This is a genomic window from Acetivibrio mesophilus (assembly GCF_004102745.1).
Taxonomy (GTDB): domain Bacteria; phylum Bacillota; class Clostridia; order Acetivibrionales; family Acetivibrionaceae; genus Hungateiclostridium; species Hungateiclostridium mesophilum.
Genome location: NZ_RLII01000001.1, coordinates 443,208 through 464,765 on the forward strand (window position 1 = coordinate 443,208; position 21,558 = coordinate 464,765).

The 21,558-nt window shown below is 38.6% G+C and carries 19 protein-coding genes and 1 other annotated feature; of the genes, 10 read left to right on the forward strand and 9 right to left on the reverse strand.

The features are described from left to right. The first annotated feature begins 9 nt into the window (after window positions 1-9). On the forward strand, window positions 10-783 hold the full coding sequence (locus EFD62_RS02120) for an SDR family NAD(P)-dependent oxidoreductase (protein WP_083225138.1): 774 nt from the start codon (window positions 10-12) through the stop codon (window positions 781-783). 129 nt (window positions 784-912) lie between these two features. Here EFD62_RS02120 and EFD62_RS02125 read toward each other — a convergent pair whose 3' ends face one another. After that, entirely contained in the window at window positions 913-2,862 is a 1,950-nt protein-coding gene (locus tag EFD62_RS02125) for a hypothetical protein (RefSeq protein ID WP_128705662.1), read from the reverse strand. 225 nt (window positions 2,863-3,087) lie between these two features. On the opposite strand from EFD62_RS02125, the gene EFD62_RS02130 reads away from it, so the two are divergent. The 3 genes from EFD62_RS02130 to EFD62_RS02140 are packed head-to-tail and all read left to right on the forward strand — an operon-like array spanning window position 3,088 to window position 6,378. Continuing rightward, a complete protein-coding gene (locus tag EFD62_RS02130; protein WP_069194514.1) occupies window positions 3,088-4,107 on the forward strand; it encodes a DUF4474 domain-containing protein in 1,020 nt (339 codons plus the stop codon). 41 nt (window positions 4,108-4,148) lie between these two features. Next, the gene (locus EFD62_RS02135) at window positions 4,149-5,045 is read left to right on the forward strand and encodes a metallophosphoesterase (RefSeq protein ID WP_128705663.1); all 897 of its coding nucleotides are present in this window, start codon (window positions 4,149-4,151) and stop codon (window positions 5,043-5,045) included. A gap of 25 nt (window positions 5,046-5,070) precedes the next feature. Further along, window positions 5,071-6,378, forward strand: coding sequence for a glycoside hydrolase family 1 protein (locus EFD62_RS02140; RefSeq protein ID WP_069194512.1), 1,308 nt, complete (start codon window positions 5,071-5,073; stop codon window positions 6,376-6,378). On the opposite strand, the gene EFD62_RS02145 is transcribed toward EFD62_RS02140, so the two are convergent. From EFD62_RS02145 to EFD62_RS02160, 4 genes are all read right to left on the reverse strand, one after another. Beyond that, window positions 6,379-6,681: an AzlD domain-containing protein gene (locus tag EFD62_RS02145; protein WP_069194511.1), complete on the reverse strand. Its 303-nt coding sequence runs from the start codon at window positions 6,679-6,681 to the stop codon at window positions 6,379-6,381. Window positions 6,682-6,685: 4 nt separating this feature from the next. After that, on the reverse strand, window positions 6,686-7,420 hold the full coding sequence (locus tag EFD62_RS02150) for an AzlC family ABC transporter permease (protein ID WP_069194510.1): 735 nt from the start codon (window positions 7,418-7,420) through the stop codon (window positions 6,686-6,688). Between the two features lie 212 nt (window positions 7,421-7,632). Next, complete coding sequence (locus EFD62_RS02155) at window positions 7,633-9,720, reverse strand: sodium-translocating pyrophosphatase (protein WP_128705664.1); 2,088 nt, start codon at window positions 9,718-9,720, stop codon at window positions 7,633-7,635. A gap of 317 nt (window positions 9,721-10,037) precedes the next feature. After that, a complete protein-coding gene (locus tag EFD62_RS02160; protein WP_128705665.1) occupies window positions 10,038-10,985 on the reverse strand; it encodes a tryptophan-rich sensory protein in 948 nt (315 codons plus the stop codon). A 258-nt stretch (window positions 10,986-11,243) separates the two neighbouring features. Here EFD62_RS02160 and EFD62_RS02165 point away from each other — a divergent pair, with 258 nt between their 5' ends. Next, window positions 11,244-12,362, forward strand: a complete 1,119-nt coding sequence (locus EFD62_RS02165; RefSeq protein WP_069194507.1) for an AI-2E family transporter — start codon at window positions 11,244-11,246, stop codon at window positions 12,360-12,362. A 92-nt stretch (window positions 12,363-12,454) separates the two neighbouring features. Here EFD62_RS02165 and EFD62_RS02170 read toward each other — a convergent pair whose 3' ends face one another. Continuing rightward, window positions 12,455-13,228 (reverse strand): RDD family protein, encoded by a 774-nt coding sequence (locus EFD62_RS02170; protein WP_069194506.1) that lies wholly within the window; start codon window positions 13,226-13,228, stop codon window positions 12,455-12,457. Further along, window positions 13,206-14,186, reverse strand: coding sequence for a signal peptide peptidase SppA (gene sppA, locus EFD62_RS02175; RefSeq protein ID WP_128705666.1), 981 nt, complete (start codon window positions 14,184-14,186; stop codon window positions 13,206-13,208). Before sppA ends, EFD62_RS02170 begins: the two co-directional genes overlap by 23 nt. Before the next feature lie 329 nt (window positions 14,187-14,515). On the opposite strand from sppA, the gene EFD62_RS02180 reads away from it, so the two are divergent. From EFD62_RS02180 to EFD62_RS02195, 4 genes are all read left to right on the forward strand, one after another. After that, window positions 14,516-15,082, forward strand: a complete 567-nt coding sequence (locus EFD62_RS02180) for a manganese efflux pump MntP (RefSeq protein WP_069194504.1) — start codon at window positions 14,516-14,518, stop codon at window positions 15,080-15,082. A 79-nt stretch (window positions 15,083-15,161) separates the two neighbouring features. Continuing rightward, window positions 15,162-15,409: a binding site (T-box leader), on the forward strand. Window positions 15,410-15,474: 65 nt separating this feature from the next. Next, entirely contained in the window at window positions 15,475-16,659 is a 1,185-nt protein-coding gene (gene trpB, locus EFD62_RS02185; RefSeq protein ID WP_069194503.1) for a tryptophan synthase subunit beta, read from the forward strand. Continuing rightward, window positions 16,652-17,422, forward strand: a complete 771-nt coding sequence (trpA, locus tag EFD62_RS02190) for a tryptophan synthase subunit alpha (RefSeq protein WP_069194502.1) — start codon at window positions 16,652-16,654, stop codon at window positions 17,420-17,422. Before trpB ends, trpA begins: the two co-directional genes overlap by 8 nt. A 135-nt stretch (window positions 17,423-17,557) precedes the next feature. After that, the gene (locus EFD62_RS02195; RefSeq protein WP_128705667.1) at window positions 17,558-18,496 is read left to right on the forward strand and encodes a cation diffusion facilitator family transporter; all 939 of its coding nucleotides are present in this window, start codon (window positions 17,558-17,560) and stop codon (window positions 18,494-18,496) included. A 35-nt stretch (window positions 18,497-18,531) separates the two neighbouring features. On the opposite strand, the gene EFD62_RS02200 is transcribed toward EFD62_RS02195, so the two are convergent. Both EFD62_RS02200 and EFD62_RS02205 read right to left on the reverse strand, forming a co-directional pair. After that, the gene (locus tag EFD62_RS02200; protein WP_069196311.1) at window positions 18,532-19,998 is read right to left on the reverse strand and encodes a sensor histidine kinase; all 1,467 of its coding nucleotides are present in this window, start codon (window positions 19,996-19,998) and stop codon (window positions 18,532-18,534) included. 4 nt (window positions 19,999-20,002) lie between these two features. Then, on the reverse strand, window positions 20,003-20,701 hold the full coding sequence (locus EFD62_RS02205) for a response regulator transcription factor (RefSeq protein ID WP_128705668.1): 699 nt from the start codon (window positions 20,699-20,701) through the stop codon (window positions 20,003-20,005). Between the two features lie 169 nt (window positions 20,702-20,870). Between EFD62_RS02205 and EFD62_RS02210 the strand changes: the two genes are divergently transcribed. Continuing rightward, complete coding sequence (locus EFD62_RS02210) at window positions 20,871-21,557, forward strand: polyphosphate polymerase domain-containing protein (protein ID WP_128705669.1); 687 nt, start codon at window positions 20,871-20,873, stop codon at window positions 21,555-21,557. Window position 21,558: the final 1 nt, after the last annotated feature.

Here is a 21,558-nt window from a genome sequence, read left to right on the forward strand (position 1 = left end):
GTGTGTAAAATGCAAAAGAGAGATTTGTTTAGCTTAAAAGGCAGGGTAGCGGTAGTCACAGGAGCTTCATCTGGACTTGGTGTTCAAATGGCTAAAGCTCTTGCAGCTCAAGGAGCGGATATTGTTATTTTGGCAAGGCGCAAGGAAAAACTCGAGAAGGTTGCAGAAGAAATCCGTGCATTTGGGGTAAGGTGTCTCTCCATAGAATGTGATGTAACAAATATCGGATTGATCCAGAGAGCAGCCGAGCTTACTGAGAAAGAGTTTGGGAAAGTTGACATTTTAATAAATAATGCCGGCAGCGGTGGTGTGGCGTCAGCTGAGGAGACAAGTGATGAGATGTGGAACAACACAATTAATGTTGACCTAAACGGTGTTTTCATGGTTGCCCGGGAATTCGGCAAGATTATGATAAAAAATAATTATGGAAGAATAATTAACATTTCTTCCATATACGGCATGGTTGGAAACATGGCGCATCCAAGCACTGCGTATCACGCAGCCAAAGGCGGTGTGGTTAATATGACAAGAGCTCTGGCGGCGGAATGGGCTAAGTATGGTATTACGGTAAACGCAATATGTCCCGGTTATTTTGTTACGGAGCTTACTCAGGAGACTCTTGACACCGAATACTTCACCAATTATATGAAATCCACTGTTCCGGTAGGACGTTACGGAAAAGAAGGGGAACTGGATTCAACTGCTGTTTATCTTGCATCTGATGCATCTACCTATGTAACAGGAGCTATTATACCTGTAGATGGCGGATACACATGTGTATAGGCTGAAAGAAAGGGAATTAAAGTTTAATAGATTATTGTAATGTGCAACTGCCCCATTTTCATCGGTTTAGCTGATGATGAATGGGGCAGTTACACATTATAAAGGCTTTTTGAATGACAGTCAAAGTATTTAATTAATTGAGTAAACAGAAATACCGTTAAAGTTATATTTTGTAGTAAAGTTTTGATTGAGGAATTCCTCGTTTACAGTGTATTTTTCGCTTTGTCTAAGCTCGGGACTAACCACAATGTAGTCGATATCTTCTTGCTCGATAATACTTTTTATTATTTCAAAGCTCTCTTCGCCTCTTAATATAATGTTTAGATTGTTAAAGCGTTCATCAAGCTTATAAGCTGAGTCGGCTGCATCATGTACATACATTTTTCCGCCTGCCATAAGTATATTGGATACGGCATTGTCATTATATTGTATGGACGGAAGGGTAAGGAATGTGGAACCCGGCTCGGTATTTTCAATAATCCATTGCGTAAAGTCTGATTTATCTGCCACATTGACTTTAGGAAGATTTTTGACAGACATTAAGTCCAGTACTCCAGCGACCATAAGGCTAATACAAAGGATGACGGCTACGAATTTAAATATTAAGGACTTTTGGCGGAAAAGTTGTACTAAATAGTAGGCAGCCAGACAATTTATAAATATGAGAGTTGCGAACATGAGCTTGCTGTTATCGTACAGCACTACGCCAAGCTGTAGCAAATTGGCCAGTATAAACGGCACTGAGAGGATAAGGAACAGTATTTTTTTTCTGTTGGGGATAATAAAAAGTGTTATAATAACAATAATTAGTTTTAGGCCAAGGACTTTAAAATAAAACTCTGACAAGTCAAATAAATCAAAATGTCCCACCTCGTAGCCGATATGCAGCTTAGGATATTCATTTAAACTCGAGTCGCCTGACTTAAATATCAGTAGCTGCGGCAATGAAACAAGACCTGCAATGGCAGTAGTGACAAACATTGGTTGAAAGATCTCTTTTTTTCGTATATTTAAAATCGTATATAGTCCTAAAAATGAGAGCAGAGCTGTATTTACAACAGAATTCCAATAAGGAATGATACCTACTGTAACCCCTATTAAACAGCTTGACAAAAGCCATGAATAATTATTACTTTGGGTCAATGGGGTGCTTTTAGCTTTTACAGGTTTTGAAGTATTCGTTTCTTTTTCATATACAGAAAGCACATATGTAACAATAAAAACAAGAAGTGCCAAAGCAAAGGCAAAGTGTCTTTGATTTACGAAGACGTTTAGATTAAAAAGTCCCCAACCTTCAAACATGGTTGAGCCCAACCATCCGGTTTTTTCATACATTTTTTTAAACATATCCCAACCCAAGTTATCGAAAACCCATTTTAAACCACTTATTGAACTGTGGAACAATAAAAAGAGTGCACCAAGTATTCCTGTGGCATCACTTTTAAATACTGTTCTTCCGAACTGAAAAATCATTAGGAGCAAAAAGGAAAGGCTTAAAAGACACATAAGGTTCAAGGCGTGAACTGAATGCAACCCTGTCTGGGATATTTTACCTACAAAGTAATCGAATAAAAAATGATATTTTATCGGGGTGTTGTCATAATAAACATGCTCAACCGGAATGTTTTGACCAAGGCTTATGGAGCGGACAAACCCGTTGTGAAGAGTTAAATCACTCCATGCACCTCCGGACATAGTTATATATCCGTTTGATAGGCTGAAGGTATTATAATTAAACCACGTTGAAAACAGGATAAAAGCAATAAAGCAAATTACCGCAACTTTATCACGGCAAAACTCTTTTATCATGTTAAGAAACTCTTTTTGTATTCCGGTCTCTGTGAAGTATACGTATGCGATAAAGGCAGCGGATATTACAAGGTATACTATATTGCTCATATAATAGTTGTTCAGTGTTTTAACAAAAAGAATATCAAGCCAGTATAGCAGTGTGCCGGAAAAAAGACATCCTATAAGAAAGGAACCGGAAATCATCATAATTGGTGATCTAATAGCGGTTAATTTCTTTAACAGGCAAAATCCTGTCAAGAATGAGGCTATTAAAAGCAAAATAAACATATCAAAGACCATCCCCCTAGTAAATGAAACTTGTATAAACAAATATATAAACATTATATCAGAATCAACAGAAAAATAAAACTTTTTGTCAAATTAATTAATTTAATCAAAAAAGTTCTTTGTTTTATTCCCAGGATTTGATATAAAAAATGCAAATTATCATTAACATAATCAATCGGTTTTGAATATTATGGTACAAAGAAATATGTTTGGGGTGAGGTTTTTATGTTTCAAGAGGCGAAATGCTCAGTGGCCTTTTTGAGTTCAAACTTATTGTATATTTTTGGAATTATAATTGCATTGGTTGTATTGGCTTTTATTATTAGACTGGTTATTAGGAAAGAACTCTATCGCTCTATCTTCAATTGGTTCAACGAGCTAAATAAGATTATTAATTCACTGCTGTTTCTTATTGGAATAGGAAAAAAGGATGCAAATAAGGAAGAGCTGAACGAATCCTTTGCCATTGCCGGTTATGCATATGACGAAAAGCAGGATATTTTTTATTCTATCAAAGACGCATGGCAAAGAAATTTTGGATATTGCCGCCTATATGACGAAGCTGCAGCACCTTTAGGTATGATAGTAGATTGCGACCCGATTTATTTTGAGTATAACGGCAAGAAGTGGTTAATTGAGTTTTGGAAAGGGCAATACGACCTGCCCACCGGTGCTGAGGTAGGAATATACGCAACGGATGGGCCAGATTTAAATATTCCCGGATTTTTTAACGGGACTTTTTATCATTGTGTAAGTGATGATGAATTATTATGGATGTCGTTTACCTTGAAAAAGAAAGGAAAAGTTCTTTTCGAGCGTGGGGATAGGCATTGGTGGTTGACAGGATTCAGACTTGGCGAATTCTCACAGCCTTCAGAATTGACTATGGAGATCACCATGACATTAAAAGACCAGCTAATGTGCACAGCATTTATTGAAGGATTAAAGAGGGCGGGATATTCGGATAAGGAAGTAAAAAGATATGGAAACTCCGTTAGAATAATATTTGATAAGCCTCATACTCCGCAGCCTCTTACCCGAACAGAGATAACCGATGGAATCATTCAGGCCAAAAACAAACTTTTATGCGACCTTTATAATGAGGTTACACAAGAATGCATTACTCTGGAGGAAAAGATGAATGCAGTTCGTGAGAAGGAACCAGAGTTGTATAAACATATTCTGGCATTGGGAAGACCAGCGGAATTATATAGCTCCTATGAAAAAATACAAAGGCATCTATGAGATTAATTATATGGGATTGTTGTACTTGTGAGGTGGTGAACGTGTATGAATTCATGAGATTATCCGAAGTTTTTCAATCAGCAGAAGAGATTCCTTTTGATGACTCATCAAAAATTATCTTGATGAGCGATTGTCACAGAGGTGATGGAAGCTGGGCAGATAATTTCAGCAAAAATGAAAACATTTACTATGCAGCATTAACCCATTACTATAGAAATAATTACACTTATATAGAGCTGGGGGATGGAGATGAACTATGGGAAAATAACGATATATGTGAAATAATAAGTCAGCATAGAGACGTCTTTTCTCTATTGACTAAATTTATTGAAGACGGCAGGGCCTACTTTGTTTATGGCAACCATGATATAGAAAAGAAAAAATACGCGTCAAGAACCGCCAAAAGAAGATATTACCGTCATTTTGAAGATGGCGATATAAGGAACATAAATTCATTTTACAAAATAAAGGTACATGAGGGATTGATTCTGCGTCATAGAGTTACAGGAGATAAAATATTCCTTGTACATGGTCACCAGGCTGATTTTTCGAATGATAGATTATGGATGATCGGCAGATTTCTTGTAAGACACTTTTGGAGGCCGATTGAATTGTTGGGATTTCGAGATCCTACCAGTGCATCGAAAAACCTCGGGAAAAAAGCATCTGTAGTAAACAAGATTGTTGATTGGGTTAAGAGCAACAATCAGATGATTATTGCAGGTCACACACACAGACCAGCATTTCCGGCAGTTGGCCAGCCACCGTATTTTAATGATGGTTGCTGTGTTAACCCTTATGGCATAACGGGAATAGAGATTGCAGATGGAAAGATAGTACTTGTGAAATGGAGTCTAAAAACCAAGGATGATGGCACATTGTATGTCGGTAGGGATGAAATGGAGAAGCCGGTAAAGCTAAAGGAATATTTCAAATAAGAATGTAAAGTGTGGGGTGGCTATCATGGTTACTTTTAAGCTTGATGATGGATTTATGTTTGGAACCGCTACCGCAAGTACTCAAATTGAAGGTGGAGATACCAACAATACGTGGTATAAATGGTGTGAAGAAGGCCGGATTAAGGACTCAAGCAGCTGTATTACTGCCTGTGACCACTGGAACAGGGTAGAGGAGGATACGGAGTTATTGAAGGATCTTGGGGTTCAAACCCACAGGATGAGCCTTGAATGGAGCAGAATAGAACCTTCTAGGGGACAGTTTTCCGAAGAAGCGATGAAGCATTACAGAGATGAGATTCAGCTTTTGATAGACAATAACATCAAACCTATGGTTACACTCCACCACTTTTCTGATCCGATCTGGTTTCATGATATTGGAGGATGGAAGAAACCGGGCAATGCAGAGATTTTTATAGAATATGTGAAGTATGTTGTTGAAAATTTGGGGGATCTTGTGAGTGACTGGATAACCTTTAACGAGCCCAATGTCTATGTCGATTTTGGTTATGTAATCGGCATTTTCCCTCCGGGGGAGAGAAGTCTTTCGGAAGGACTGAAGGTCACAGCAGAGCTTATTAATACTCATATAAAGCTCTATCATTTAATACATAAGATAAGAAGACAACGTAAGTTTGAGGGCAGGACAATGGTAGGCACAGCAATGCACCTTCGCATTTTTGATGGAATAAGCTCGACCGGGAAAATGATAGGTAAAGTTGTCGATTATCTATTTAATGAAATGTTTATGGAAGGCATGACAGTTGGCCGCTTGATATTTCCTCTTTCAAAAAAGGGCTCAAGCCATAAAAAAGGCAGATATGTGGATTTTTTGGGAATTAATTATTATACGAGAAATATTGTTGAATTTGTATTTGACCCATCCCTTTATTTTCATCAACTTGTGAATGACAAGGATTTAACTAAATCAGACCTAGGGTGGGATATATATCCGGAGGGCATATATAAGGTGTGCAAGAAGTACTATGACCGATATAAATTGCCCATTTATATAACTGAGAATGGAATAAGCGATAAAAATGACAACAAACGGCCGGACTTTATTGTAAACCACCTTGCTTACATTTCGAAAGCTATAAATGAAGGAATACCGATAGAAAGATACTATTACTGGACATTGATGGATAACTTCGAATGGCTGGAGGGCGAGTCAACGGATTTTGGCCTCTACGACTGCAATTTTCGTACACAGAAAAGGACAGCCAGAAAAAGTGCCTGGCTTTTTGCCCAAATATGCAGGAGAAAAGAATTGACCGAGGAAATGATTGGGAGCTTTAAGAAGTACAGCAGATGACTATAAAAATAACCCGGTGACATATACAGTTAATATTGCTCCTAATGCTACTACAAAGAGGCTTTTCTCCCTGTAAGCCAGAATTAGAGCGACAATAGTACCGCAGACGGCAGTGGTGTAGCTGCTTGTGGAATTGAAAATGTCCGGAAAGGTAAGTGCTCCCAACACTGCATAAGGGACGTATTGCAAAAAAGATCTTATATAAGTTGACTTGATTTCTTTCCTAAAGACAGCAATGGGCAGTACCCTCGGTAAATATGTAACAAGTGCCATTAAGACAGTGGCGATAAATGCATACAGCATAATTCTAATCCTCCTTAACAATACCGTTTTCTTCTTTTGCAGGCCAGAGGGCGGCTCCGATTCCGGCACCTAATATGGTAGAGATAATTACGCGAAAACCGCTTGAGATAAAACTGAAGATAGGGATATGTTTTAAAGCTAGATTTATTGTAACTGAGATAAGTACAATCATCAAAATCGGCCTGGATTTTTTTGATGGCGGCACTATAATAGCAATAAACATGGCAAACAAAGCAATACCCATTGCATTGCTGAGGGATTGTGGCAATGCGGAACAGGTGAAGGCGCCTAGAGCTGTCCCGAAGCTCCAACCGAAAATTGGCCCCGTAATAAGACCCAACATATAGGAATAGGATAGCTTTCCTTTTTCCATTGAAGCCATTGAGAAGGTTTCATCGGTTATTCCAAAACCGAAAATAAGGCGCTGCCAAAGAGTGATCTTTGGATCGATTTTTTGAGATAAAGAAAGGGACATCAGCATATATCTGATATTTATAACAAAGGTAGTCAGGGCAATTTCAAGATACCCCGCACCTTCGATAATTAAATTTGTACCAGCAAACTGTCCGGCACTTGTGAGGTTGGATAAGGAAATAAAAACTGCCATTAATGGAGGAAGACCGCCATTGACAGCCATAAGGCCAAAGGTAAAAGCCACCGGTATATATCCCAATAGAATTGGTGTACCTTTTTTAAATCCATAGATGAAATCATTCCTATTTATTAAAACTTTGCTCATAAATTCAAACTCCCCAATTATGACCTTTTACAAATTATTTTTAGTAAGATATTCTTCTCAAGCATTAGAACATTATAATATTAAATCGAAAAATTATCCATAGCATTTTTACTTAAAAATCAGATTAAATTTGAAATCGCAAAAAAGCCTCCCTCGAAAAAGGAAGGCTTTCTATGTTTAACGTCCAGTGATTACAAATCCATTACAACTTCTTAGAAGAAAGAATACAGTAGGAACAATGTTGATAGCAACGAAGAAATCAAGGACACAACGGTAATCTGTGTATTGATGGAAGGACCTGCGGTATCCTTGAATGGGTCTCCTACGGTATCGCCAACAACAGCAGCTTTATGTGCCGTTGAGCCCTTGCCGCCGCAATTTCCTGCCTCAACATATTTCTTGGAATTATCCCAAAGACCGCCGGCGTTGGACATCAGAAGAGCAAGCAGGAGACCGGAAGCAATATTACCGGTCAAAAAGCCTCCAATTGCAGATACACCGCCGATAAAGCCTACAGCTATGGTCGAAACTATAGCGACTAATCCAGCCGGTATAAGTTCTTTAAGGGATCCTGTTGTGGCGATATCTATACACTTATCGTAATCCGGTTTGGCATTTTCTTTTCCATCTTTGAGTCCGGGGATTGAATCCCATTGACGATGAATCTCGGCAACCATTCGCTGTGCGTTTTTATCTACACCCAGCATCAGCATTGCGGAGAATACTGCAGGAATTGCCACACCTATTATGAGTCCGAAGAATACAGTGGGATCCATGATGTCGAAGTTCTCAATTCCTTTTAAGCCTAGCTCGGCGGCGGAAGTGTTTACTTCACTCATGAATGCACCCAGAAGAGATATAACCGTAAGACCTGCGGCGCTTATGGAAAATCCCTTTGTTACGGCCTTAACTGTATTACCGGCTGAATCCAGTTCATCGGTAATGGCAATGACCTTTTCGCCAAAGCCACCCATTTCAGCCAGACCACGGGCATTATCAACAATTGGGCCATAGGCATCGTTGGAAATAATCATTCCAACTATCGAGAGCATACCAAGGGCTGACATTGAGATTCCGAACATTCCATAACCGTCGCCCAGTGGAGCACATATATAATAGGAAACTAAAGCAGTCACTGCTATTCCGATCAGTGCAGGAAGGGTACTTAGCAATCCATAAGAAAAACCTGAAAGTATAGTGAAAGCAGGTCCTGACTTTGAAGCTTCTGCAACAGCATGAACCGGAGGCTTCGCATCGTTTGTGAAATAGTCGGAGGTAATACCTATGATAGTTCCGACTATAAGACCAACAGCAGTTGCACCCCAGATACGCCATTCAAAACCAAAGATATAGGTTGACAAAGCTGTAAGTACAGCAAATATGGCAGTGGTCACATAAGTAGAACTGTTAAGAGCCTTTCCGGGATCACCGTCTTTGCCGATACGTGCCGTGGCTACTCCAATGATGGAAGACAAGAGCCCTATGGCAGCGTAGGCAAAAACCATAGTGACGTTTTTGCTCTGAAGACCTCCGAGAGCGGTGGCCATAACCAATGCAGCGGACATCGATGCAACATTGGAGTCGAAGAGGTCAGCGCCCATTCCGGCAACGTCACCAACGTTGTCTCCCACATTATCGGCTATAACCGCAGGATTTCTCGGGTCATCCTCTTCAAGTCCAAGCTCTACCTTACCTACCAGGTCCGCACTAATATCGGCAGTCTTTGTAAATATACCGCCGCCTGCTTTTGCAAAAAGAGCCAATGAACTTGCCCCAAAACTGAAACCAAGAACTGCACTGGCATCTCCAACGACCATTAGGACTAGAGTAACTCCTAAAAGGCTAGTACCTACAACAGCCATACCCATTACCGCGCCTCCACGGAATCCTGCCATAAAGGACGGTTTAACACCTTTTTGAGCAGCTTCAGCAGCTTTTATATTGGCAATGGTAGCAATTTGAATACCGATTTTTCCGGCCAATGCTGAAAGAACTGTACCGAAAATATAAGCTACAGCCATCCAGATATTACTGGCAAAACCATGGCCTGACCAGATTGGTTTTGGAAGAAAGATTACAATCAAAACCGCTATTATTGCAGTAAAACGAGCAAGAACAACGTATTCGCGTCCTAAAAAGGTATTTGCACCTTGGCGAATGTATTCCCCGATTTCAGCGATACGAGCATTGGAGGATGGTTGAGACTTTACCCATGAGTACAACCACACAGCAACACCAAGAGCCAAAGCCGAGATTAGGATTGCAAGAATTTGAACCGTTTGAGTAGTAATATCAATCATTTACAGACCTCCTTGGCGATGTTAAAATTCTTTCAAGTTTTTACAGCAAAACAATAAGTACATAGTACTTAAATCTTATTTCGGCTTTTCGTCTGATAAGAATAATATGAAAAGCTAAAACAGAAATAAGGTTTGCTTTTGATTAAAAACCAGAAGCAAAAGTACAGATGATATTCAAAATAAACCTCCCTTCTGTTTTAGTATTATGAAAAACTTAAAATTAATGCCAGTATTTTATAAAATTTTTCTCCATTCGTTATTATATCATAGAGGTGAGAAAAAAATATCATCCAGCGATTATTTTTTTCTATTTCCCATTATTTTAGTCGTTTAAATAGTCTAAAGCTTTTTAGTTTTTCTTTATCGGACACCAATACATAAACATTGGTAATCAGCAATAGGATAATACTTATAATAAGAACGATAATAATAACAGGATACTTGCCGCCGAAGCCGTCTTCAGAAGTGTGTCTAATCAAAATACCAATAAAGGCCCAAATAATGGAGAGCCCATAAGCGAAATCCTGTTTTTTGAATATTACGATACCACCGATTAGAAGGGTGAGTAGTAAAACCAGTATGGTCCAGACCGACTCAGGAATGCCGAACCAGTTCCATCCGATACTAGAAAGGAATATAACGGTGTTGGCGATTGCTGCTATTGTAATCCAGCCGAAGTAAATGCTGAAAGGAAGCTTTAAGAAAAGTTTTTCTCTTGTTACAAGGTTGGCTTTATTAAGCTTGAGATTAATAAAAATCAAGCATACCAAAATAATGGCTATCAATATGAGGGACATGCCAATGGAATTGTAATGCCATGCAAAAATCCATGCTGTATTTGTAATAGATGATATTGAGAAGAAGATCCCTATTTTCTCAATTAAATCTTTGCTAAATATTCTGTCTTTTTTCTTGAAAAGGTCAAACTGATAAATTGTATATGCCGCAAGCAAAAGGTAAATAACCCTCCATATAGAAAAGGCTACGCCTGCAGGTGCAAAGAGATTCGGATAAAAATCGGATACTTCTCCTGTAGTCATTTTATTAAAGGGAACAACATTGGCGAAAAAATTTATGAAAACCATTACAGCAAAAGAAACGGTGGTATGGACCTTTGTAAAAGTACTCACACTATTATTTTCTGCGTCGTTATCCGAAGGGATTTCTAATGTGGTTTCCGCAGTATTTTCAACAGTATTTTCAACAGTATTATCCCTATTGGCTTCTAAATTGCTTTCGGCTTTGCCTTCTATATTTTCTTCCATATTTTACACTCCTTGTATGAGCAGCCATAAACCTTATAATGCTCTTTGTTAATAATTATAGACATAAAATATAATCATCTCGTGCTTATACTAACATATTTTATGATATAATACAATAAAATCATAATATTATAGCATCGTTATGCAGCAATATTATTGATTATTTTATCTATATTTATTAGAATAGATTTTGACAATAAAAAGAAGTAAGAGTAGTTTATATGAATACTTGCTTCAATTCTTGAGGAGTTGGTTTTATTGAGTGATAAAATGACAAAGAACCTGATAATCGTGATTACTTATGCAGTAGCACTCGTTCTCATTGTCATTAATTTCATACCGATTATGCGCGGTATTTGGAAATTTGTTGTTTTATTCAAACCCTTTTTTATCGGAATTGCCGTTGCTTTCATTTTAAACAAGCCTTGCATGGCAGTTGATAGGTTTTTGAATAAAAAAATATTCAAAAATCGATTAAAGGGTGTCGCAAGAGGGACAGCAATTACGATTACCTATTTGCTGGTTCTTTTATTGCTTACCCTGATAATAAGCTTTATAATACCTGAACTGATAAAAAGTATACAGGTATTCCTGAGCAATAGGGTTTCATATATCGACAATTTTCGCGATCTAACCAATGAAGTTTCCGAGCTTTTGGGCCTTGAAAAGATTGATTTATCCTCTATGGATAAACTAATTCTTGAATATACAAACAGGCTGGGAAGCAGCATAACTGAGCTGATGTCGAAGATTATCAGTATAACTACAGGGGTTGTGTCATTTTTAGCAACATTGGTAATAACACTGGTATTCTCCGTATATATTTTAGCTGGAAAGGAAAAGCTTATTGGACAGTGCAAAAAAGTTTTCAGCACCTATCTTCCCAAAGACTTGTGCAATAAGGGAGCTTATATATATCGTGTTGTGGTAGATGTGTTTAATAAGTATATATATGGACAGCTGGCAGAGGCCTTTATTTTGGGTTCCCTTTGTTTTATCGGCATGATCTTTTTCCGGTTCGAATATGCACTGCTCATAAGTGTTTTAATTGCGCTTACTGCATTGGTACCATACTTTGGAGCATATATAGGAGGATTTGTGGCCTTCATGCTTCTATTAATGATTTCGCCAATGAAAGCCATATGGTTTTTGGTTTACTTAATCGTATTGCAGCAGTTGGAAAACAATTTGATATATCCGAGGGTAGTTGGAAGCAGTCTTGGACTTCCTGGGATATGGGTTGTCCTGTCGGTAATTGTAGGTGCAGGAGTCGGAGGTTCTATTGGTGTTTTGCTAGGGGTACCGATTGCAACAATTCTTTTTAATCTGCTTAAAAATGATGTTCTAAGAAGGTCTGAGAAGCAGAGTGTTAAATAAATGAGGGAAGACAAGAAAACAGCCTTCATTCATCTTCGGACTTATGCCGGAAATGGATGAAGGCTTATTTTATATGGAAATTCTAATATGTTCTAAACAGCTGTAGCTGTTTTTAGGTCAAAAGAGCTTTCCACCATAGGGGAAATGCTTTCGCACCATTCCCGGCAGATCTGGCTTGAGGATAAATAATTATTGGCATAATCAATGTTGTCGCATTCAAATACATAAAAGAATTGATTGCCGTTGTTGAAGATAGAGTGATTCTTATATCCTGCCTTCTTTTGCTCCTCAAGTATTTCCGCAGAAGGTTTTAAATGCATTTCTAAAAATTCCTTAAGGAATTCCTCTTTTACACTCCAGGTCCAAGCATATTTTTTGCCCGGAGCTTTGTCTACCAATTTAACAGGAACTTTGAAGTTGTAGATAACTCTTGTGTCGCACAGGATATCATGAAGGCCCCGTTTTTGCTCATCGATTGCAATCATAAAATAGCCTATGCAAATAACAACCCCCGATAAATATTTGCCGATTGTTTCCCTGTATAGTACGTTGATGAATGTCAATTTCTCACCGTTTGCACTTACTACTTTAAGACTCAGAAACTTTTTACCCAATGTTGAACCGGTGTAGTAGGTCATTAAAGTATAGTATAGTATACTTAACAAATAAATAACAATGTCAAAGATATTGAACTCAAACAGTACCGGTTTGGTAATAAAATTTGAAGACCCAAACAGATAAGCTACAAACATTGGAATCCGCACAACTAACAGCGCAATTCCCACCAGCAGAGAATCAATTAGGTACGCTGATAGTCGGGCTCCAAAACCAGCATAAATAGTCTTAGTATTGTCCTGGCATTGCATAGTACATCGGCACCCCACTTCCATTGACCTTTATTAATTCAGCCATTATTTCTGTATCAGAACGAGGTCTTAAGCTGCTTATATAAGAAAATAAGGAGCTTAAGCCAAACGGATCATTATTTTTGGGCGTAAAGACTTCAGCATCTCCGAGCTCACTGCTGAAAGCTTCCTTTACTTCTTCGTATGTGGCTATTTCATCGATAAGATTCAACTCGAGAGCCTGTTTTGCAGAAAGAATTCTTCCGTCAGCAATTTTTTTCACTTCAGCTGTTGTCATTTTTCTGCCTTCTGCGACAATTTCAACGAATTGATCATATGACTCATCGACAAGGCTTTGCAGTATACCATGCTGCTCCTCTGTTAGATCTAGGTCGGCGGCACCCATTGCTTTATTTTTACCGCTTGTAATATAAATACCTTTAATCCCAATGTTTTCAAACAACTCTTTGTAATTTGTCAGGGAAATGATAACACCAATAGAGCCGGTCCACGTGTTTCGGTTTGAGTATACTTTATCGGATGCCATTGAAATATAATAGCCGCCGGAGCATGCCTGATTTGACATATAAGTCCAAACCGGTCTTCCGGTCTCTTCTTTGTATTCCTTCAATTTCAAATACAATTCATCACTTTCGTAAACACCACCGCCGGGGGAATTCACATATAAGAGGATACCTTTGTTGCTTGCTGAATTTTTCATGTCTTCAATAAGCTCTAATGTATTTTTATGATTGTATCCACTTGCCATAAAGCTTGTAGTTGATTGGCTTTCCATAATAGTGCCTTCAACACTCACTACACCTATATAGGGAGTAAGAGGAAGACTGTTTTCGGCCGCATTGAAATTAAAAGATGTTCCTAGATTTTTAGATACAATGTTCATCAAAATACTTGAAGAACAAACAAAAACAAATACTGCTCCTGCTACAATTAAACCTATTAGCTGTTTCTTATTCATTGTTCGACCCCTTTTCTAAATAATTGCATATTATCATAAAATTAATTATCTCATACTCTATTTTAGTAGTAAAGTGTTAAATGCATGACAGATATATGTAGATGACAGGGGGTATTGCAAATTTGACAAATCGTCAGAAAAGCTTCTGTAATACATATAGATGTTGTATAAAGTCGTAAGTAATTGTATAAAATTTGATATTGATATCTGTAAAAATTATCTATGTAACTTGGCAAAATTGTGTTAGTATAAATATTAATTGAAATTTAACGGGAAAGTGTACGTAGCATTACTATGCGGCAAGTTGACATGCGAAGGAGTATAATGGAATGGGAAGTATAGAATTACTGATTATTGCAGTCGGACTTTCGATGGATGCTTTTGCGGTTGCAATCTGCAAAGGTCTGTCAATGAATAAAATGAGTTATAGGAACGCAGTTATTACCGGTTGTTTTTTTGGAGGTTTCCAGGCCTTGATGCCCCTTTTGGGCTATCTTCTGGGAACACAGTTTAAAGACTACATAACTTCAATCGACCATTGGATTGCTTTTGGTTTGCTTTCAATTATCGGTATTAATATGATAAAGGAATCCCGAAACACATGTGAAATATCTAATGAGGACTCTTTTAGCCTCAAAAGTCTTACAATGATGGCCTTTGCCACAAGTATTGATGCTTTGGCAATAGGGGTGACCTTTGCCTTTTTACAGGTAAACATTATTCCTGCGGTTGCAATGATAGGAATAATTACATTTACTTTTTCATTCTTAGGAGTAAAGATTGGAAATGTCTTCGGAGAGAAGTTTCAGTCAAAGGCTGAGATTGCAGGTGGATTCATCCTAATTGCAATGGGATGTAAAATACTTCTTGAGCACCTCGGAATCATTTCTTTTTGACAGTGTAATCTTCTGTTAGAGCGAATTTTGATGTTGACAAAAACAGTTATTTAATGATATACTAAACCTTAATAGTATGAATAAACCTATGATCAAGAATAGTAAGAATAATTACTTGCACAAAGAGAGCTGCTGGTTGCTGGAAATGCAGTTGCAAAGGTTATTCCGAATGGACTTGTGAGGGAAGCCCGAAATTATAGAAAAGTAGGCGCTTACGGGAAACCTGTCCGTTATCAGTGGGGGGTATATGTTAGTATACAAAAATGAGAGGACGATTTATCGTCAATTTGGGTGGCACCACAGAAGTCGAAGGCTTTTGTCCCTATATAGGGATGAAGGCGTTTTTTATTTTATATAGTTTATCTTATATTGTTAAAGGGAGGGTGACGTATATGTCAAAAGGAAGATTTGGAGTCCACGGCGGGCAATATATTCCTGAATTATTGATGAATGCTGTAATTGAACTGGAAGAGGCATATAATCACTTTAAAGACGATCCTCAGTTTACAGCAGAACTAAATGACCTGTTGAAGAATTATGCCGGACGGCCGTCTCTGCTCTATTATGCGGAAAAGATGACAAAGGACCTCAAAGGTGCTAAGGTTTATCTAAAGCGTGAGGACCTCAACCATACAGGTTCCCATAAAATAAACAATGTTCTCGGTCAGGTGCTTCTTGCAAAACGTATGGGTAAAACCCGTGTAATTGCGGAGACCGGTGCCGGACAGCATGGTGTTGCAACGGCAACAGCTGCAGCACTTATGGGAATGGAATGTGAGATATTCATGGGCAAGGAGGATACCGAGCGTCAAGCATTGAATGTATTTAGAATGGAGCTTTTGGGCGCAAAGGTTCATGCAGTTACAAGCGGGACTCAGACCCTGAAGGATGCGGTCAATGAGACCATGAGGGAATGGTCAAAGAGGGTTCATGATACCCATTATGTGCTAGGTTCGGTTATGGGACCACATCCGTTCCCGACCATTGTAAGGGATTTTCAGAGCATAATTAGCCGGGAAATAAAAAAGCAGATTATTGAGAAAGAAGGAAAGCTTCCTGATGTTGTAATGGCCTGCGTTGGCGGAGGAAGCAATGCAATTGGAGCATTTTATGATTTTATTGGGGATTCAAGTGTTCAACTTATCGGATGCGAGGCTGCCGGACATGGAGTGGATACCGATAAGCATGCGGCAACAATGACCAAAGGTACTCTGGGGATTTTCCATGGCATGAAGTCTTATTTCTGCCAGGATGAGTATGGGCAGATTGCACCAGTTTATTCTATTTCGGCAGGTCTTGACTACCCGGGAGTAGGCCCGGAACATGCAAACCTGCGTGATACTGGCAGAGCTCAATACGTGGCTATTACTGATGATGAAGCTGTGGGAGCTTTTGAGTATCTCTCCCGTACCGAGGGCATAATTCCGGCAATTGAGAGTTCCCATGCAGTTGCATATGCTATGAAGCTTGCTCCGACAATGAGCAAGGATCAAGTCATTGTAGTCTGTCTTTCGGGAAGAGGCGATAAGGATGTTGCGGCGATAGCGCGTTATAGGGGGGTGCAAATCTATGAATAAATTAGAGCAGGCATTTAGTAGCGGAAAAGCATTTATTCCGTTTATTACAGCGGGAGACCCGTCATTGGAGATAACCGAACAATTGGTGCTTAAGATGGCGGAAGCAGGAGCGGATTTAATTGAGTTGGGAATACCGTTTTCTGATCCGGTCGCAGAAGGACCTGTTATTCAAGAAGCGGATTATCGTGCACTTTCGGGCGGAGTGACAACGGACAAAATTTTTGATATGGTAGAACGCGTCCGTAAATCATGTAATGTGCCGATTGCTTTTATGACTTATGCAAATCCGATCTTCAGTTATGGGACTGAAAAGTTTTTAAGAAAGTGCAGCGACACGGGAATTGATGCTGTTATTGTCCCTGACATTCCCTTTGAGGAAAAGGAGGAATTGGCTCCCTTCTGTAAAGAATACGATGTCAAGCTTATTTCAATGATAGCGCCCACATCAAAGGAGCGCGTTCGAATGATTGTGGAAGAAGCTGAGGGTTTTGTCTACTGTGTATCATCCATGGGTGTTACCGGTGTCAGAGATGAAATCGGCAATGATGCTAAAGAAATGATAAAGCAAGTAAAAGCCGTTAAGGATATTCCGTGTGCCATTGGCTTTGGAATTTCTAATCCGGAACAGGCTGCTGAAATGGCCAGATTTTCCGACGGAGTAATTGTGGGAAGTGCAATTGTAAAGATTATAGCTCAATACGGTGTGGAATGCATACCTCACGTTGAAGCGTATGTCCGCGAAATGAAGAGTGCAATAAAATAGCGGACTCGACAAGGCAGCAGATGAGCACATCTGTGGGAAAATGACATTCCGCAGATGTGTTTTTTATGCTCTGTAGAATATAATATATAGGGGATGATTTGTAAATATTACGATATCGAGAATGGAGGCCTTGAGTTGATAAAACTTATAATTAAGTGGTTTATTAAGGATTACCGAAATGTGACGGATAAGAAGGTGAGAGAGTCTTATGGAGTGTTGTCGGGAGTGATAGGCATTGTTTGTAATATATTTCTCTTTATGCTAAAAATAACCACTGGACTATTCATAAACAGTATTGCAGTAATTTCCGATGCCTTTAACAATCTGAGCGACATGGGTTCATCATTAGTTGCCATACTTGGCGTCAAGCTTAGCAATCGGCCTCCTGACGATGAACATCCCCATGGGCATGGAAGGTACGAGTATATATCATCTCTTGTGGTGTCCTTTATTATATTTGCAGTTGGCCTTGAACTTTTAAGAAATTCCTTTGGGAAAATAATGAAGCCCGAAGAAGTGACGTTTAACACAATATCTATTTTAATACTGATTATCTCAATACTTATAAAATTGTGGATGTTTTCATACAATAGATACATAGGAAAAACAATCAATTCAGGTATAAATAAAGCGACAGCCCAGGACAGTCTGAATGATTTCATTGCAACAACTGCAGTGGTCGCAGGAACTTTGATTGGAAGTTTTGTCCGTTTTCCCTTAGATGGAATTATGGGTCTAATTATATCAGCATTGATTATGTATACAGGATTTAGCATTGCAAAAGATTCGGTAGACCTGCTTTTGGGCGTATGTCCCGACACTGAACTTATCAACAGCATAAATTCATATGTTCTGGGAGGAAAAAATATAAAGGGTATTCATGACTTAAAAGTTCATGATTATGGCCCCGGAAGAATAAGCGCATCTATTCATGCTGAGGTATCCGAAGGGGCGAACATAGTTGAAATACATTCAGTGATTGATGAAATTGAGCAAAAAATAAAAAATGAGCTTGGGGTTGATATAGTAATTCACATGGACCCTGTTGGGGAGACAAACGAGGATTCTGAATAGAAATCAGCCATGTGAAGGCTCATAAATTCAGTATGTTATTGCTTAATAGGAAGCAAAATGGTAAACACTGCACCGGATTCTGAGTTTTGAGCTGTGATTTTTCCGCTATGTCTTTCTATGACATTTTTACTAATAGCCAGACCAAGCCCAACATTGCCTTTTTTGCCCTTATAAAACCTTTCAAAGATATTGGGAAGCTCATTGGCATCAATTCCGGGCCCATCATCCCGGATGATGATCTCAATCTGGTGGTGGTCAATAATTCTTGGAATAATGCTCACAGAATTATTGGCATATCGGATGCAGTTTCCAATGATATTTGTAAATGCTCGAAAGAGCTTTTCCTCGTCGGCATGTATCACAACGGTATCATTTATGTTTTCAACCTGGAGAGTGATACCGTTCTTTGATGCTATCCCATACATACGTTCCTGACAGGCGCTTATAAAATCCTTGAAATCAAGATCGGAAAAGTGGTAATTTTCTCCAATTGTATCAAGGCGCGAAAGGTAGAGCAAATCTTCCACAAGGTGGGTCATTCTTTTTGTTTCGTCTATGATAATATCAGCAGCAGTATTTTTCTCTACAACTTCATATTTTATCCCTTCTGCATAGCTTTGGATAGACATCAGGGGAGTTCTAAACTCATGGGAAGCATTTTGAAAAAAGGTCTTCTGGGCTTTATCATAGGACTCCAGTTTTTCAGACATTATATTTATACTGTTTACCAATTCCTGCAGCTCGGCATCTACCGGCATCTCGATTTTCACGCCAAAATTCCTTTCGGCAATAGCTCTGATATGTTGATTTAAAGAAGAAAACGGTGCCGATATTTTTTTGGCAGAAAGGGAAGAAAATATAGCAAAAATCAATGCCGATAAGAGCACAATGGCAAAAAGTATTGCATTTATCCCTAACTTTAGCTGATTAACCTTTTGAAGGCTTGAATATATAATTAACCAGCCCAAACCAAAGGAATTTTTATCGGAAACAGGCTTCACAATAGAAATATAATCAGTGTTGTTTAAATTAAAGTAAACATACTCCTGGACTTTTGAATCGTTCATTTTTTTTGTTTTATTTAGTACTTCGTTTGCTATTTCACTGGAGGGCTTGAAATAGTCTCCATCCGGTGGGGTGATAATATCCATATTGCTGTCAAGAAGTATAAAATCAGCGTTGAGAATTGAAAGCGGTTCTCTTAAGGAGCGGTCCAAGAAGAAATAGAAACCAAATAAATCGCTGTCCTCCCGGAACATACCATTTTGCCTGCCCGGCAGAGGACGTGGTCTTTGCAACCCTTCGGGAGGGAAGAAGTCAGGACCTCTATGCAAGGCGGTATCTTCAGCGCGTTGAGCAATTGTGTTTAACTGTTCCTTAATATCGTTTTTGATATAGGATTCAATAGTGATATTAAACACAATAGTTGTTAATGTCAGCAGAACTGAAATTGCAATAATATTGTATTTGAAAATTCTCCATTTAATTGTATTTTTCTTCATAAAATCATCCTTTTTCATCAACTTTGAAACCAAAGCCCCATACAGTTTCAATTTTAAGAGAAGAACCGCTGTCGGCAAGCTTTTTGCGCACTCTTTTTATCATGTCATCGGTAGCACGGGTTTCTACGTAGTTTTCAAAGCCCCATACCTTATCTAGAAGTTCACCGCGGCTTATAGCTTTGTTTTTGTTTTGAGCAAGATAGTAGAGTAGGTTAAATTCCATACCGGTAAGTCCAATATTCCTTCCATTAAATTCAGCCTGTTTTTTATCGGTATTTATAACAATATCCCCAATTCGGATTTCTTGTATAGTATCATTTTTAGTTCTTTCCAGTTCTATTCTTCGAAATATGCTTTTTATCCTGGCAATGAGCTCCATAGGACTGAAGGGCTTTGTGAGGTAGTCGTCACTGCCCAGGGTAAGACCGGCGATTTTGTCCGGCTCGGTGTCTTTGGCGGATACAATTATAATGGGCACGGAACTCTTTTGGCGAATTGATGAGCAAAGAGAAAATCCATCTATTTCAGGCATCATTATATCTATAACAAGTAAATCTGCAGGCTTTTGATTGAAGGCCTCCAGTATTGAACGGCCATCATTAAAGGTCTCAACGTCATATCCCTCTTTTGTAAGAAAAGACTTTATAATGTTGCAAATATTAATCTCGTCATCGGCTATATAAATTAATTTTTTGCTTTCCATATAAAATCCACCTCAGAATATATTTTATCATGAACAAAGTGAAATATCATGATTTTAAACTTTGTGCCATATATTTGCCACATTTTTGCGGAGATTTACATTAATGCAAGGTGTTAAAATTATTTTGTAGTTAAAAAGGATAAATTATATGATTTGAGGGGGTGATTCAATGAAAAAATTAAAATTCCGCCATGAAATAAAGCATTATATCAATGCCGGCGATTATCTGTTACTGCAAAAAAAACTAAGATATGTTATGAAGCCGGATTCACATGCAGGACCTGACGGAACTTACCTTGTACGGAGCTTGTATTTTGATACTCCGGCTGATAAGGCACTGATGGAGAAAATTGATGGGGTAGATAATCGCGAAAAATTTCGTATTCGTTTATATGATCATGATGATTCGTTTATAAAATTTGAGAAGAAGATGAAGGTGAATAGCCTTACAGCCAAATTCAGCGTAAATATCACAAAGGATCAATGCAAGGATATTTTGAATGGAAATATTGAATGGATGAAAGCCACAGATAATCCGATCTTGCTTGAAATATACCATAAAATGATGCACCAGCAGTTAAAGCCGCGCACTATTGTGGATTATACCAGGGAAGCGTATATTTTTAATCCGGGAAACGTAAGAGTTACCATTGATAAGTCCATAAGGACGGGACTACAAAGCAGTGATTTGCTTAACAAGGAACTGCCGACAGTTGAGACCCTACCTGGACAGCTGGCGGTACTTGAAGTAAAGTACGATGAATTTTTGCCAGAGGTAATCAGTGATATTATACAGATTGGTAATCGTCAAAAACTGTCGGTATCAAAATATGCTCTTTGCAGGATGTATTATTAGT

Bases quoted from the DNA above. Each gene is read 5' to 3' on its own strand.
- EFD62_RS02200 (WP_069196311.1), bottom strand. From the start codon at position 19,998: ATGAAGAAAAATACAATTAAATGGAGAATTTTCAAATACAATATTATT.
- EFD62_RS02140 (WP_069194512.1), top strand. From the start codon at position 5,071: ATGGTTACTTTTAAGCTTGATGATGGATTTATGTTTGGAACCGCTACC.
- EFD62_RS02170 (WP_069194506.1), bottom strand. From the start codon at position 13,228: ATGCAATGCCAGGACAATACTAAGACTATTTATGCTGGTTTTGGAGCC.
- EFD62_RS02125 (WP_128705662.1), bottom strand. From the start codon at position 2,862: ATGTTTATTTTGCTTTTAATAGCCTCATTCTTGACAGGATTTTGCCTG.
- EFD62_RS02120 (WP_083225138.1), top strand. From the start codon at position 10: ATGCAAAAGAGAGATTTGTTTAGCTTAAAAGGCAGGGTAGCGGTAGTC.
- trpA (WP_069194502.1), top strand. From the start codon at position 16,652: ATGAATAAATTAGAGCAGGCATTTAGTAGCGGAAAAGCATTTATTCCG.
- EFD62_RS02145 (WP_069194511.1), bottom strand. From the start codon at position 6,681: ATGCTGTATGCATTTATCGCCACTGTCTTAATGGCACTTGTTACATAT.
- trpB (WP_069194503.1), top strand. From the start codon at position 15,475: ATGTCAAAAGGAAGATTTGGAGTCCACGGCGGGCAATATATTCCTGAA.
- EFD62_RS02155 (WP_128705664.1), bottom strand. From the start codon at position 9,720: ATGATTGATATTACTACTCAAACGGTTCAAATTCTTGCAATCCTAATC.
- EFD62_RS02210 (WP_128705669.1), top strand. From the start codon at position 20,871: ATGAAAAAATTAAAATTCCGCCATGAAATAAAGCATTATATCAATGCC.
- EFD62_RS02180 (WP_069194504.1), top strand. From the start codon at position 14,516: ATGGGAAGTATAGAATTACTGATTATTGCAGTCGGACTTTCGATGGAT.
- sppA (WP_128705666.1), bottom strand. From the start codon at position 14,186: ATGAATAAGAAACAGCTAATAGGTTTAATTGTAGCAGGAGCAGTATTT.
- EFD62_RS02130 (WP_069194514.1), top strand. From the start codon at position 3,088: ATGTTTCAAGAGGCGAAATGCTCAGTGGCCTTTTTGAGTTCAAACTTA.
- EFD62_RS02205 (WP_128705668.1), bottom strand. From the start codon at position 20,701: ATGGAAAGCAAAAAATTAATTTATATAGCCGATGACGAGATTAATATT.
- EFD62_RS02150 (WP_069194510.1), bottom strand. From the start codon at position 7,420: ATGAGCAAAGTTTTAATAAATAGGAATGATTTCATCTATGGATTTAAA.
- EFD62_RS02160 (WP_128705665.1), bottom strand. From the start codon at position 10,985: ATGGAAGAAAATATAGAAGGCAAAGCCGAAAGCAATTTAGAAGCCAAT.